Origin of the sequence: Micromonospora sp. NPDC057141 (assembly GCF_042670805.1) — a bacterium.
Taxonomy (GTDB): Bacteria; Actinomycetota; Actinomycetes; order Mycobacteriales; family Micromonosporaceae; genus Micromonospora.
The window spans coordinates 1-13,482 of the sequence record NZ_JBHUVA010000061.1 but is presented as its reverse complement, the minus strand read 5'-3'; the positions used below and the strand labels follow the sequence as shown (position 1 = coordinate 13,482).

Annotated in this window: 14 protein-coding genes; 6 read left to right on the top strand and 8 right to left on the bottom strand. The window is 72.2% G+C overall.

Features of this window, described 5'->3' with window-relative positions:
- Positions 1 to 26: 26 nt before the first annotated feature.
- Positions 27 to 1,388: an RICIN domain-containing protein gene (locus tag ACFT41_RS24315; RefSeq protein ID WP_377587396.1), complete on the bottom strand. Its 1,362-nt coding sequence runs from the start codon at positions 1,386 to 1,388 to the stop codon at positions 27 to 29.
- A gap of 347 nt (positions 1,389 to 1,735) precedes the next feature.
- Positions 1,736 to 2,197, bottom strand: a complete 462-nt coding sequence (locus tag ACFT41_RS24310; RefSeq protein ID WP_377587395.1) for a phosphotransferase — start codon at positions 2,195 to 2,197, stop codon at positions 1,736 to 1,738.
- 236 nt (positions 2,198 to 2,433) lie between these two features.
- On the opposite strand from ACFT41_RS24310, the gene rox reads away from it, so the two are divergent.
- A complete protein-coding gene (gene rox, locus ACFT41_RS24305; RefSeq protein WP_377587394.1) occupies positions 2,434 to 3,876 on the top strand; it encodes a rifampin monooxygenase in 1,443 nt (480 codons plus the stop codon).
- A 110-nt stretch (positions 3,877 to 3,986) separates the two neighbouring features.
- Here rox and ACFT41_RS24300 read toward each other — a convergent pair whose 3' ends face one another.
- The gene (locus ACFT41_RS24300) at positions 3,987 to 5,282 is read right to left on the bottom strand and encodes an MFS transporter (protein WP_377587393.1); all 1,296 of its coding nucleotides are present in this window, start codon (positions 5,280 to 5,282) and stop codon (positions 3,987 to 3,989) included.
- Between the two features lie 169 nt (positions 5,283 to 5,451).
- On the opposite strand from ACFT41_RS24300, the gene ACFT41_RS24295 reads away from it, so the two are divergent.
- The 3 genes from ACFT41_RS24295 to ACFT41_RS24285 all read left to right on the top strand — a co-directional run bounded on the left by ACFT41_RS24295 (position 5,452) and on the right by ACFT41_RS24285 (position 6,639).
- Positions 5,452 to 5,844: a nuclear transport factor 2 family protein gene (locus ACFT41_RS24295; RefSeq protein ID WP_377587392.1), complete on the top strand. Its 393-nt coding sequence runs from the start codon at positions 5,452 to 5,454 to the stop codon at positions 5,842 to 5,844.
- Positions 5,845 to 5,935: 91 nt separating this feature from the next.
- Entirely contained in the window at positions 5,936 to 6,286 is a 351-nt protein-coding gene (locus ACFT41_RS24290; RefSeq protein ID WP_377587391.1) for a hypothetical protein, read from the top strand.
- On the top strand, positions 6,283 to 6,639 hold the full coding sequence (locus ACFT41_RS24285; RefSeq protein ID WP_377587390.1) for a hypothetical protein: 357 nt from the start codon (positions 6,283 to 6,285) through the stop codon (positions 6,637 to 6,639). The genes ACFT41_RS24290 and ACFT41_RS24285 overlap by 4 nt, the downstream gene beginning before the upstream one ends.
- 29 nt (positions 6,640 to 6,668) lie before the next feature.
- Here ACFT41_RS24285 and ACFT41_RS24280 read toward each other — a convergent pair whose 3' ends face one another.
- The 5 genes from ACFT41_RS24280 to ACFT41_RS24260 form a co-directional block, all read right to left on the bottom strand.
- The gene (locus ACFT41_RS24280) at positions 6,669 to 7,868 is read right to left on the bottom strand and encodes a helix-turn-helix domain-containing protein (RefSeq protein WP_377587389.1); all 1,200 of its coding nucleotides are present in this window, start codon (positions 7,866 to 7,868) and stop codon (positions 6,669 to 6,671) included.
- Positions 7,858 to 8,028 carry a hypothetical protein gene (locus tag ACFT41_RS24275; RefSeq protein WP_377587388.1) on the bottom strand — a complete coding sequence of 57 codons (171 nt, stop codon included), beginning with the start codon at positions 8,026 to 8,028 and terminating at the stop codon, positions 7,858 to 7,860. Before ACFT41_RS24275 ends, ACFT41_RS24280 begins: the two co-directional genes overlap by 11 nt.
- A gap of 218 nt (positions 8,029 to 8,246) precedes the next feature.
- Positions 8,247 to 9,422, bottom strand: a complete 1,176-nt coding sequence (locus ACFT41_RS24270; RefSeq protein WP_377587387.1) for a helix-turn-helix domain-containing protein — start codon at positions 9,420 to 9,422, stop codon at positions 8,247 to 8,249.
- A 443-nt stretch (positions 9,423 to 9,865) separates the two neighbouring features.
- Entirely contained in the window at positions 9,866 to 11,956 is a 2,091-nt protein-coding gene (locus ACFT41_RS24265; RefSeq protein WP_377587386.1) for a serine/threonine protein kinase, read from the bottom strand.
- A gap of 56 nt (positions 11,957 to 12,012) precedes the next feature.
- Complete coding sequence (locus ACFT41_RS24260) at positions 12,013 to 12,201, bottom strand: hypothetical protein (RefSeq protein WP_377587385.1); 189 nt, start codon at positions 12,199 to 12,201, stop codon at positions 12,013 to 12,015.
- Between the two features lie 78 nt (positions 12,202 to 12,279).
- Here ACFT41_RS24260 and ACFT41_RS24255 point away from each other — a divergent pair, with 78 nt between their 5' ends.
- A complete protein-coding gene (locus ACFT41_RS24255; RefSeq protein ID WP_377587384.1) occupies positions 12,280 to 13,098 on the top strand; it encodes an S-adenosyl-l-methionine hydroxide adenosyltransferase family protein in 819 nt (272 codons plus the stop codon).
- 79 nt (positions 13,099 to 13,177) lie between these two features.
- Positions 13,178 to 13,420: a CPCC family cysteine-rich protein gene (locus ACFT41_RS24250; RefSeq protein ID WP_377587383.1), complete on the top strand. Its 243-nt coding sequence runs from the start codon at positions 13,178 to 13,180 to the stop codon at positions 13,418 to 13,420.
- The last annotated feature ends 62 nt before the right edge of the window (positions 13,421 to 13,482 follow it).

Genomic DNA, 13,482 nt, shown 5'->3' with positions numbered 1-13,482 from the left:
TCGACGGCTACGGATTCAGCCGCGGATCAGCGCAGGCTCCACTGCTGGTTCTGCCCGCCGTTGCAGGACCAGAGGATGAGCTTGGTGCCGTTGGCCGTCGCGGCGTTGGTGGCGTCCAGGCAGAGCCCGGACTGGGCGTTGGTGATGGTGCCGTTGGCGTTGACGTTCCACTGCTGGTTGGCGCCGCCGTGGCAGTCCCAGATGATCACCTGGGTGCCGTTGCTGGTGCCCGCACCGCTGGCGTCGAGGCACTTGGTGCCGTACGCCTGGAGTTGCCTGGCAGCGGTGTGGGTCCAGCGTTGTGCGGTGCCGCCGGTGCAGTCCCACAGCTGGGTCTGGGTGCCGTTGGTGGTGCTGGCGTTCGGCACGTCGACGCAGCGACCGGACTGGCCACCGACGACCTGCACGCCCTGCGCCGGGCTGCTGGTGGGGGTCGGCGTCGGCGTCGGCGGGGTGGTGCCGTCGAACTGGGTGAAGAAGCTCCACACCACCGGCCTGGTCCACGAGTTCTCACCGGGTGCGAACGGGTCGGCGGAGCCGTCCACGGCGTTGGGGGCGTGCGGGCCGTCGAACGGGGCCCAGGCGACCGGGTAGCCGGCCTGGCATCCCGAGTAGTAGGTGAGGGTGTGGGTCAGGCTGCCCTGCGCCGGCTCGGGCGGGTTCTGCGGGGTGCAGCCGTTGTTCCTGACGAACCGGTCGCGCAGCGACCGCCCGGTCGAGATGGGGATGACGCTGTCCCGGAGCCCGTGGATGCCGATGTACGCGATGGGCTGGGTGCCGCCGCTGCACCCGCTGAGTTCCGCGCCGGCATAGACGGCTACCGCGCGGAAGACCGTGGCGCGGGCGCAGGCGATGGCGTAGCTCATGCCGCCGCCGTAGCTGAAGCCCATGGCGAAGCGTTGCGTGGTGTCGACGCACAGGCCCGCTTCGATCTGCCGCATCATGTCGTCGACGAAGGTGAGGTCCCGGCCGCCACTGTTGGCCCAGCCGTTTCCGATGCCCTGGGGCGCGACGAAGATAGCCGAGTTGTTCGACAGCGCCCGGATGCCGTAGTAGGACCAGGGATATCCGCTGGTCCCGCCCGAGTCGACGTCGTTGGCGGTGCCGCCGTTCCAGTGGAACGCGAAGATCAACCGGTAGGGGCGGTTGCGGTCGTAGTTGTCGGGGATCCGGAGGATGAACGAACGGTTCTCGCCGCTGCTGGAGATCGTGCGCGTGCCGCTGGTCAGCGCCGGCGCCTGGCCGCAGCCGGCGGTCGCCGCGAGCGGAGCGACGTCCTGAGCGTACGCGAGCGGGCCGGCTCCGGCGGCGACCGCCGCGCCGCCTATCGCGAGGACGAGCGCCGCGGCTCCCGCGACAGCGCCGGCAATGAGCCGATGTTTCGACATTGAGCAACTCCTTCATTGGGTCAGGCATGCGGCGGGCAGACCCTGGGGATGCGGCCGACCCCCGCGGTACGGGTGAGAACGGCACCGACGACCACGGCGGCGCGGGCAACGTCGGCGACACGCAGTCACCGAGCGCCCTTGCCGACAGGCAGGTTGCCGAGCGGCCGGCTGCCCGCCACCGGACCGATTCGGCGCCTGCCAGGCCCGCTCCCCGGTTTCATCCGGACCAGCGGGGCTACCGGCCAGCGGATCGGCTCCCCGTTTCCGCTGCTGGTTGGCCCCCGCTGCACCGGGCGGCGACACCTAGCCATCGATTTACATTAAAGTAATACGTATGACGTATGCCGTCAACAAAGCCCGGCCCGTCCCTTCCTCGCGAGCCGGGCCAGCACCCCCGCGCACCCCCCAGCCTCCGAACTTGGACAGTTGGTGTCCGCGCGGAACGGAGACTGTCCAAGATCCAGGGAGGAAACAGGACGGTGAGCTTCGGCGGTGACGCCCGGTGGCCTGGCCGGGCCGCCGGCCGGATCCACCGCGTGCAGGGCGCGCACGAACGCCGCCACGTCGCGGGCCAGGGAAACGTCGTCGCAGCCCGGCCTGGGCGGCGTATGCCCCGCGAACCACGGCACCACGGTCCACCGCCACGGGAACCCCGCGCCCGGCTCGCCCACGTGCAGCGGGACCGGAATCCGCGCGGGCAGATGCGGCACCAGCAGGGGCAGCCACCGCGCGTAGGAGTCGGCCCGACCGACCGCCCAGAAAATCTTGGGCATCCGGGCGGCGAGTTCCTCGCCGATCCGGATCGTCATGAACGGGCACCGTTGGCACCGCAGGACGGCAGGATGGTGTGCCGCCAGCCGATTAGGCGCCCGGCAAAGACAAAGGCAAGAAGTCACCGACTCCCTGCCACTCTCAACATATAGCGCATGGGGGGCCTTGCGGCAAGACCCGGGTCGTACCGCAGAATCGTCCGCCGGGCCCAGAAGCTGCGGAAATCAGGAATTCGCGGAGTACGGGCGTGTTTGTCAACGCATGGGGGAGCTTCATGATCGACGTCATCGTGGTCGGTAGTGGACCGACCGGCCTGATGCTGGCCGCCGAGCTGAGGCTGCACGGCGTGCACACGCTGCTGTTGGAGAAGGAGACGGAACCGACCGAGGTCGTCCGCGCGCTCGGGCTGCACGCGCGCAGCATCGAGATCATGGACCAGCGCGGACTGCTGGAGCGGTTCCTCGCGCTCGGCACGCGGTATCCGCTCGGCGGCTTCTTCGCCGCCATCCCCAAGCCGCCGCCGACCGGGCTGGACACCGCGCACGCGTACGTGCTCGGCATCCCGCAGACCATCACCGACCGCCTGCTGGCCGAGCGCGCCGTCGAACTCGGCGTCGAGATCCGGCGCGGCTGCGAGCTGGTCGGGCTGAGCCAGGACGACCACGGGGTGACCGCCGAGCTGGCCGACGGAAACCGACTGCGCGCGCGCTACCTCGTCGGCTGCGACGGTGGCCGCAGCACCGTGCGTAAGCTGCTCGGCGTCGGCTTCCCCGGTGAGCCCAGCAGGGTCGACACGCTGCTGGGCGAGATGCGGTTGACCGCGTCACCCGAGACCCTCGCCGCCGTGGGCGCCGAGGTCCGCAAGACCCAGCTCCGCTTCGGCGCGATGCCCCTCGCCGACGGCATGTACCGCGTCGTCGTGCCCGCCGACGGGGTGGCCGAGGACCGCCGGGTCCCGCCGACCCTCGACGAGGTGAAACAGCAACTGCGGGCGTACGCCGGCACCGACTTCGGGGTGCACTCGCCGCGCTGGCTGTCCCGCTTCGGCGACGCCACCCGGCTGGCCGAGCGCTACCGGGTCGGCCGGGTGCTGCTGGCCGGCGACGCGGCGCACGTCCACCCGCCGACCGGCGGGCAGGGGCTCAACCTCGGCATCCAGGACGCGTTCAACCTCGGCTGGAAGCTGGCCGCCCAGATCGACGGCTGGGCACCGCCGGGGCTGCTGGACAGCTACGAGACCGAACGGCGTCCCGTCGCCGCCGACGTGCTGGACAACACCCGTGCGCAGATGGAGCTGATGTCCACCGAGCCGGGGGCCCAGGCGGTGCGCCGGCTGTTGTCGGACCTGATGGACTTCGAGGACGTGAGCCGGTACCTGACCGAGAAGATCATCGCAGTCGGGGTCCGCTACGACTTCGGCACGGGACACGAACTGCTCGGCCGACGGCTGCGCGACGTCCCGCTGCGCGACGTCCGGCTGGGGCGCGGACGCCTCTACGAGCTGACGCGCGGCGGCCGGGGGCTGCTGCTCGACCGGACCGGCCGGCTCTCGGTGGCGGGCTGGGCCGACCGGGTCGACCACGTCGTCGACGGCAGCGAGGAGTTGGACGTGCCCGCCGTGCTGCTGCGGCCCGACGGCCACGTGGCATGGGTCGGCGACGACCAGCAGGCCCTGCGCGCCGCGCTACCCACCTGGTTCGGCCCCGCCACCGCCTGAGCGCCCCGATGACCAACTCGCCCCGGTGATCAAGAAGAAAACGTCAGCGTTGATCTCGTCGATGACGCAAACTTCTTGATCACCGAGGTGGGTGGGGCGCAACGAAGCGGTCACCCGACCGTCGCCGCATCGGCGGGGCTGTCGCCCGCTTCACCCCTGGCCGGATCGGCCCGCGTTCCGTCGGCGGCGCGGCCGGGTGCCACCGCCCGCAGCCGGCGCACGTCCCGGCTGGCCAGCATGCCCCCGACGGCGAGCACCACCAGAGCGGCTAGGGCCAGCAGCGTGTCGCGGGTGCCGATCGTCGCGGCGAGCGGCCCGACCGCCACCTGGCCGAGCGGCATGGCGATCCAGGACCCCAACATGTCGTACGAGTAGACGCGGGCCAGCCGGTCGGCCGGGATGTGCTGGGCGATCGACGTCTCCCAGGCCACCGCGAACTGCTCGACGGCGACGCCGACCGCCAACGCGGCGGCCACCAGCACGACGATGGTGGGCGCCAGAGCCAGCCCCAGCAACAGGAACGACTCGGCGAACATGCAGGCCACCCCGAGCAGCAGCAGCCGGCGTACCCGGATCCGCAGAGCGATCAGCCCGCCGAGCACCATCCCGGCGGTCTCCGCGGCCAACACCACGCCCCAGCCGCTGCGGCCGATCGTCGAGTCGGCGACGGCCGGGCCGAGCACGTTCACGCCGCCGGCGAGGCACGCGTTGAGGACCATGAAGCCGAGCACCACCGCCCACACCCAGGTGCGCGCGGTGAACTCCGTCCAGCCCACCCGCAGGTCGGCGACGACACCCGTACGACTACTTCTCGTCTTCGGGGCGGCGACCCGGACCCCGGCGAAGGCCACGGCCGCGACGGCGAAGGTGGCCGCGTCGACGGCGAGCCCCCAGCCGGGCCCGACGGCGGCCACGAGGAGGCCACCCGCCGCCGCGCCGCCGATCATGCCCGCGTTGATGCCGAGCCGGATGAGCGCGTTGGCCTGCTGGAGCAGCTCCGGCGGCACGGTCTGCGGCGTCGCGGCGGCCGATGCCGGCTGCGACAGTGCGCTCACGACGCCGTTGGCCGCGCCGAGCGCCAGCAGCAGCGGGATCGTCGCCGTGCCGGTGAGCACGACGGCGGCCACCGCCGCCTGCGTCGCCGCGCCCAGCGCGTTGGAGCCGACCAGCACCAGCCGGCGCGGAATCCGGTCGGCCACCACCCCGCCGAAGAGCACGAACAGCACGGTCATCAGCGATCTCGCGCCGACCACCAGGCCCAGGTCACGCACCGAGCCGGTCAGGTCGAGCACCGCGAAGGCCAGGGCGATGGGCGCGACGCCGTTGCCGAGCATGTTGACCATGCGGCCGGCGGCCAGCCAGCGGAACGCGCGATGGCGCAGCGGAGCGAGCACCGGTCCCCCCACGTGAAGTCGGTCGCGCCCCGCCGGCCGCGAGACACCCGCAATGATCGCCGTTCGGCACGGCCCGATCGACCTATTTTGGACCGGTGTCGGAGTGCGGGAGATGCCTCCCGGCGGAAGCGGGCGCAGCGCCAACGGCACGCCGAGTGCGACCGGATGGCAGGCTGGGCGCATGGACCGGAAACATGTGGCTGGCTGGCTCGCGGCATACGAGCGTGCATGGCGGACGCCGGGGACGGAGGCGCTCAACACGGTCTTCACCGAACAGGCCAGCTATCGGCAAGGGCCGTACCACGAGGCGATCGTCGGTCTGCCGGCCATATCCCGGATGTGGGAAGCCGAGCGGGAGGGCCCCGATGAGGTATTCCACATGACCAGCGAGGTCGTCGCGGTCGAGGGCGACACTGCGGTGGCGCGGGTGGAGGTCCGGTACGGCGACCCGGCCGACCAGGAGTTTCGCGACCTGTGGATCATGCGCTTCGCCGAGGACGGGCGCTGCGACTCGTTCGAGGAATGGCCGTTCTGGCCGACGCAGCCGTCCACCGCCGATCCCGCCGACCGCTGACACGGAGGGGCGGCCGTCGCCGGATCGGGCGGTCGGGAATGAGTACGGATGCGGATGGGCCAGGTGCCAGGGTCCTGGCAACGTCACGAGCATGGATGATGCGGAAGCGCCGCGCCGGGGCTCGTTCGGGTCGAGCCTCCTCGTGGCGCTCGGCTGGTACGCCACCGTGGCCGCCGCGGTCTTCGTCGGACTCGTAGGCGTGCCGGCGAACCCGAACCGGGACTGCTCGGTCATTTTCGCCTGCCTGACACCGCAGGAGGGGTTCGCCGTGGCGGCGATCCTCGGCGCGCCGGTTCTCGCGGCGATGCTGCTCACCACGGCGGTGATCACTTTTCCGCTCGCGCGCCGGGTCCCCTCCCCCATCCTCGCCGGCACCCTGTCGGTGTCGATCACCATCGCGGTTGCCGTGGTGGCTGCTGGAATCTGGCAGGGTGCCCGGTGAGGCGCGTCGGGCTCGGCGTGCTCTTCTTCGCCTGGCTCTACGGCGTGCCGTTCCTGTTCGTCGTCGGGTTGGTGCGACGGGTGTCCTCGCCCTATGTGCCGACCCATGCGGCGGCGCGGGCGTTCGGCGCGACCACGGAGACCCTCCTGACCACGGCGCTGGTGCTCAACCTGGCGCTTCCGATGGTCGGGGCGCTGCTCGCGCGGCTCGCCCGTGACCCGTACTGGACGCGCCACTTCGCCTGGACACCCGCGGGCATGGTGCTGATCTACCTGGTTGTCGCGATGGTGGCGAGCCTGGCCACGGGGCCGTTGTTCACGTGGACGCCGCCCGTCGGGCTTGGAGCCGGCTAGGTCGACGTCGCGCGCAGGGGACTCCCCGGTCAAGAAACCCCGAGGCTGAGCGCGAGCTGGACGAGAGTGGCCGGGGCGTGCGGAGCACGGGTCACCTGGGCGATCACCTGCCGGGCGGCGGGGCGGTGGCGTAGTTCGGCCGGGGCGGTGCGTTCGGCGTCGAGCAGCGCCCGGCCGGCTCCGCGCGGGTCGGCGGTGCGCAGGTACGCCCGCGCGGCGTCGAGCAGGTGCGCGGCGCGGTGCTCGGGCGGCAGCCACCGCCAGGCGTTCCGCCGGACCGCCTTCTCGTGCCAGGCGACCGCGTCGCGGGCCGCGCCCAGCTCGACGGCTGCGGCGGCGCGGGCCACGTCGACCGCCGTCGGGCCGAACGCCGTCCACTGGTGATCGTGGCCGTCGCCCACCCGCGCCGCCAGGTCGCCGGCCTCGTCGAACAGGTCGGCCGCCGCCCGGTGATCTCCCTCGCGGGCCGCCGCGAGGGCGGCCTGCACGAGCAGCGTCCCGCACAACGACAGCTCCGCCGGGACGCCGTCGCCGGGATCGGGCGGGGCGATCCGGTACGCGGCGGCCAGGGTCACCGACTTCGCCGCCCGCGCCCGCCCCGACGCTCGCAGCGCCTGGCCGAGCTGCACGCAGGCGGCGGCCACCAGCACCGGATCACCGGCTGCGGCGGCCACGGCCCGGTCGGCGGCCAGCCAGCCCAACTCGTCCTCCCCGAGCTTCACCAGCAGCGACGCGGTCACCCGGTACGCCTCCACCAACGCCGCCCGCCCCGAGTCCGGGGCGTCGGCGTGCGCGCGTTGCGCCGCCGCCAGCAGACCCGGCACCAACGCGACCACCTGCGGATACCGGGCATGCTGGAACGTGATCCACGCGTGCGCTACGTCCCGGGCCAACCGGTCCGCCGGCAACACGACGCTCCGGGCCGCCGGCGTGCCAAGAGCAATGTCGTACGTCGACAGGGCCGCCCGGATCCGCTCGACGCCCTCGGCGCGCTCGGTCACCTCGGCCGGCTGCACGTCACGGCCCAGCAGCACCGAAGCGTCGACACGCAGGACGACCGCGATGTCCCGGAAGGTGGACACCTTGTCCAGGGCGCGGACGCCCCGCTCAACCTTGTCCACCCAGCTCTTCGACCTGCCCAACCGGTCGGCCAGCATCTGCTGCGTCATCCCGCGCCGGACCCGCCACTGCGCCACCCGACGACCCGGCGGCAGCCCCTCACCGCCCACGACGCCACCGCCGATCCGGCACCGCCCGCGTCGTCTCCTCCACCGGTATCCGCTCCGCCTCAGCCTGCGCGAGGATGCGCTGTCGGGCCGCCTCCCGCTCCGCCTCCTCGATCCGCTCGCCCCGGCTCTGCACCGACCCACCCTGCGTACTGTCGCCCACCCGGCATCCTTCCGAAGGGGACGCGACGGCGGCGCTTCTGGGAAGAATCAACCGCCGTCGCACCCGACTACGGGCGCGACCATCACAACAAGGATCACAATAAGAAGATCACTCGATCACGCCATGTAACGGACGCTATTCGCAATGAGTGACGGTCGAGCAGGACAGGACGTCCTAGTCGGGCAGTAACCGGGCCAGGCGGATCGGCACAGGATGGCCTACCTGGAGACGCCCATCCGGTCGGCCAGTCCCACCAGGCCGGGGAGTCGCTGACGGGATCGGCGCGGAAGCAGTTCGGCGACGATCGTGTGGGCGATCGTCTGGTGGAGCAGCATCTCGGGCGTGAGCGCCTCGACCTGCCGCAGCGTGTCCACCGCGTCCTGGCTGCGCCAGTCGGCCATCTGCGCCCAGGCCACGTTGAGCAGGTACCGGCTGTGCATCGCAGTAGGAGCCGCCGCCGGGTGCTCGACCTGCTCGGCGAGACGGATAGCTCGCCGGGCTTGGCCGCCCGCAATTGCCACGTCCACAGCCTTCATCTTCGCCACGGTCGGCCCGAAGGCGCGGCCGACGTAACGAGTGGACTGATCGTGCCCCATGCGGGACGCGGCAGCGCCGACGAGGCCGAGTAGTTCGGCCGCCTCGGTCTGCCGACCCGACCGGGCCACGGCCGTAGTTCCGTATCGCAGCAACTCGCCCCAGAGCGCCACCTGATCGACGGAGGACCGGGAGAGCGTCGGCTCGACGGTGGCCGCTGCCGTGACCGCGACGTGCTCCGCCTCCGACCACAGTCCCTGACGAGACAGCACCCAGGACCGGGTGGCCTGCTGGGCTGCGAAGAGCAGGTGATCGCCGCTGGCCTCGGCCGCCCGGCACGCATCTGCCAACGCCAGGTGCGCGAGATCCTCCTGCGCCAAGTGAGCAAGCAGGCTCCCGGCGAGTTGCAAGACGCTGGCAAGCAGTGCATGGTCAGCGGGGCGGCCGTCGCGGGTGAGCGCGCGGGCCTGGTCGATGCGGTCGGGAAGCTGCCGGGCCAGGTGCGCGTAGCGGCCGGACCAGTAAGCTGCCCAGAGATCGTCGATCACCACGGCCAGGTCAGCTCGCGCAGGCGGGTCCTGCCGGTCGGGGCGTAGGCCCAGGACTGATCGTCGGATCGCCCCGACCTCCCCGTCCTCGGCCTTGGCACCCAGGCCACGAGGCTTGCCAAGCAGTTCGGCCAGGGTCACGTCGAGAGCATGGGCGAGCGCCGCAACAGTGTCCAGACGCGCCGACCGACGCTGCCCCTGCTCCAGCTTGGACACCAGATCGACGCTCACGCTGGCTGCCTGCGCCAACTCCCGCTGCGACATCCCGCGCCGACCACGGATCTCGGCGATCCGACGACCAAGAGTTTCCATGGGTGGGGATCCTTCCCAGGTGAAGGGCCGGGTGGCGGCCGGCCGCAACCAGGGTGGGCCGCCATCTTCGGACGGTACACCGAACCAGTTGCCGGGCAGTAACAGTGAGCATTCGACCGGATGATGAGCCAGGCAGGCAGGGCGTCCCTCCCAGGCCACGTCACATCGCAGACGACGCATGGGGCGTCCGATCACCGCACCGGCCGCGCGCTTCGCGGAAGGGTTGCGCATTCCGGGTGGGATGGTCGGTCTCGCCGCGCGATGCTGGGAGAAGCACCCACCCGGGGTCGCCTTCCCACGGTACTCATGAGCGTGGCGGCTCGTAACCCTTGCTCGGGCGGCAGCGACCACGATCGCGGCCCTGCACACTGGACACCACGCTTCGCTGGGCCAGTTCGGGCGGCCCCGGACACGCTGGCGACCGGGGCCGCGACGCAACCGGGTCAGGGGTTGTCGATCATGGTCAGCGTGGTGACCTCGCCGTCGGTGGTGGTGACCGCGACCAGGCCGCCCTGCTTCCCGGCCAGCCACTTGGTGAACCTGGACGCAGAGACGGAGTGACCGGCGCCGGGTTGCACCGAGACGATGCCGTCCCCGCCGCCGACGTTCTCCCACGACGTCAGCTTCGGCGCGGACCGGACCGGGATCGTCACCTTCGTGTGGCTCTCGACGATCTGGAACGGGTCGCTGCACCTGATGTCGTGCGGGTCGATCTTGAACTGCTTGCAGTAGTCCGCACTGGCCATCACGAGCACCGGCTGAGCCACCGCGGAGCGCGCGACCGGATCGTACGAGTAAAGCTCCACCATCGACTGGCTGGAGCCGGTCGTCGGATCGGTGAAGCGCGCCGGCTGACCCACCACCGGCGATCGGAGATCGACGTTCGCGAAGGCCACCGTGGCGTCCCCTTCGGTCGCTTCGTTGAGCGCCCCGAGCACGACCCGGCCCGCGACCAGCTGCGGATCGGTGACCGGCATACTCAGGGCGGGCGTGCCGTCGACCGTCACCTGGGCCGTGCCGTTGCGCACGGTGATGCCGATCCGGTGCGTCCGCCCGACCTGGAACGCGCTCGAGGCGACCCGCTGCTCCGAGTTGAACCCGTTCCCCGAGCTCTCGTCGATCCCCAGCCGGATCTCCTTCTCGCAGAACGAGGCCACGTAACCGTGCTGGTCGACCAACCGGAACCAGATCACCGCGCAGGCGCCCTTGGTGACGATGCCGACGTCGACCGCGATCGTCTGGTCGCCGGCGAACGAGTCCTGCGGCCCCTTGCACTGATAGAGGGTGGACAGGTGTGTCGTCGCCAGCATCCGCTGGTCGAAGGTGCACCACCCGGCGGCGCTGTCGGCAACCCGGTCGGCCTTCCACAGGCCCCGCCGGTCGAGCTGGTCGGACACCCCCGGCCCCTGGATCCGTGGCGTGTCCGAGTCGGCCACCGTCGACCTGGGCGCGGCCGACGCCCCGCGCGGCAACGCCGACGGCGACGTGCTGGGCACGAACGAGGCCAGCGTCTCACCCGGCTCGTTGCGCCACAAAGCGAATCCGACACCGGCACCCACGACGACGGCAGCGGCCACGGCCATGGCCACCAGGCGGCTCACCCGCCGACGGACGGGTGCGGCCGGCCCGGGTACGGCGGAAGGCCGAACCCGGCCCGTGTGCTGGGCCGCCTCGGCGGCCTTGAGCAGCTCCGGCCGCTGGGCGAGCGCTCCCCCCGTTTCCGCCTCCAGCAGCAGATCGAGCAGTTGGTGCGCGGTCGGCCGCTCGGTCGGATCCTTGGCCAGCGTGCGGCCCACCAGGTCACGCAACGGCCCGCTGAGCCCGGTCAGGTCGGGCGGCTGGGTCAGAATGCGAGCCGCCGTGGCGGCCGGGGAATCCGCCCAGAACGGGGTAAGTCCGGTCGCCGCGTAAGCCACCACCACACCCCACGCGAACACGTCAGCCGGCGGCCCCACCGTACGATCCGAGTCGTTGTCGAACCGCTCCGGCGCCATGTACGCCACCGTGCCGACCATCTGGTCGGTCTTGGTGTGCCGGCTGGTCGCCTCGAGCGCCCGCGCGATCCCGAAGTCGATCACCTTGGGCGTACCCAGCGAGAACAGCACGTTCTGCGGCTTCAGGTCCCGGTGGATGACCCCCACGCCGTGGATCGCCGCCAGCGCCGTGGCCACCCCGACCGCCACGCTGTGCAGCGTGCCGCCGTCCAACGGCCCCCGTTCCCGGATCACCTCGGAGAGACTCGGCCCGTCGACGTACTCGACCACCAGGTACGGCGTCTCGTGATCCGGGTCGGCGTCGAGCACCGCCGCCGTACAGAAGCCGGGCACCTCGCGGGCCCGGTTGACCTCGCTGCGGAAGCGCCCCCGGAACTCGGTGTCCCAGGCGTGCTCGGCCCGCAACATCTTGACCGCCACCAGCCGGCCGTCCGGCGAGCGTCCGAGGAAGACGGTGCCCATGCCGCCCTCGCCAAGACGACCGAGCAGCTCATAGTTGCCAAGCCGCCGTGGATCGTTCGGCATCATTGGATTGCTCACCCGCGGCATGATAGAGGCTTCCCGCTCGACCCCCCCTGGTCCCGATGCTTCGGCAATCAGGGGGTGCTCAGGCGGGCGATCAGGTCCTCCGCGAGGGGCCACGGCCCGTAGCCGTCGGCGGTCGTCATGTGCCCGGCGGTGGCGTGCCGGACCATGCTACGGGCGGGATCGCGGCCGGCCAGCCACTCCTGCCAGTGCTCGGGCAGGGGGTCGTTGCGACCGGGCACCAGCAGCACGCGCGTCATGCCCGGGAGGTTAGCGTCGAACCCGCAGCCGTGCCGTCCGGCTACCGGAACAGCAGAGCGAGCAGAAGGAGGACGCCGATGGCGTGGATCTCGTTGACCACCGACTACGGCCTGGCCGACGGGTTCGTGGCCGCCTGCCACGGGGTGATCGCCAGGATCGCCCCGGCCGCCCGGGTGATCGACGTGACCCACCTCGTCCCGCCGGCCGACGTGCGGCGGGGCGCGGCCGTGCTCGCCCAGACGGTGCCGTACCTGCCGGTGGGGGTGCACGTCGCGGTGGTCGACCCGGGGGTCGGCACCGCCCGGCGCGGGGTCGCCCTGGCCACGCCGGGCGGGGCGCTGGTCGGGCCGGACAACGGCCTGCTGCCCGACGCCGCCGCCGCGCTCGGCGGGGTCACGGCGGCCGTCGAGCTGACCAACCCCGCGTGGCTGGCCCCGCAGGTGTCGCGCACCTTCCACGGCCGGGACGTCTTCGCCCCCGTGGCCGCCCGGCTGGCGTCGGGCGCGCCGCTGGCCGACGCCGGGCCGGCGGTCGACCCGGCGGGCCTCGCCCGGCTGCCCGAGCCGGTGGTCCGGGCCGAGCCGGGCGGCGGGTTCGCCGCCGAGGTGCTGACCGTGGACCACTTCGGCAACGTGCAACTCGCCGCGCCGGGCGAGCGGCTCGCCCCGCTGCCGGCCCGGCTGCGGGTGGCCGGGCGGGCGGCGGCGCACGGGCGTACGTTCGGCGACGCCCCACCCGGCGCACTGGTGGTGTACGTCGACTCGGCCGGCCAGGTCGCCGCCGCCGTGAACGGGGGGCGGGCCGCCGACGTGCTGGGGGTCGCCCCGGGCGAGTTGGTGGCCGTCACCGCCGACGATGGCAGCCGGAGCGTGAAGACGGGGCCGGCCGGAAAGTGAGCGCCGACGGCTGGCCGGAACGTGAAATCGGCCCACCGTCGGAGTGATGCCAGAACGTCGGTTGTGGAATGCTCTCCCGGTGGGTGTTCAGTGGGTTCCTTCGGCATGTCCCTGTTGCGCCTCGCTGACCGGAGGCGGCACGTGCCCGGTCTGCTTCTGGACCGACGACGGTCAGAACGATGCCGACGCCGACGCGGTGCGCGGCGGCCCCAACGGCGACCTCAGCCTGACCCTCGCCCGGCTCAACTTCGCCATCTACGGCGCGAGCCACCCCCGCTACCAGGACATCGTGCGCCCGGCCCGCCCGGAGGAGCGTCCCTGACCCAGCCGCGCGGCACCGGCCCCGCGCGACCGGCCCCGGGGCGCGCCCCCCGCAGCAGGCCG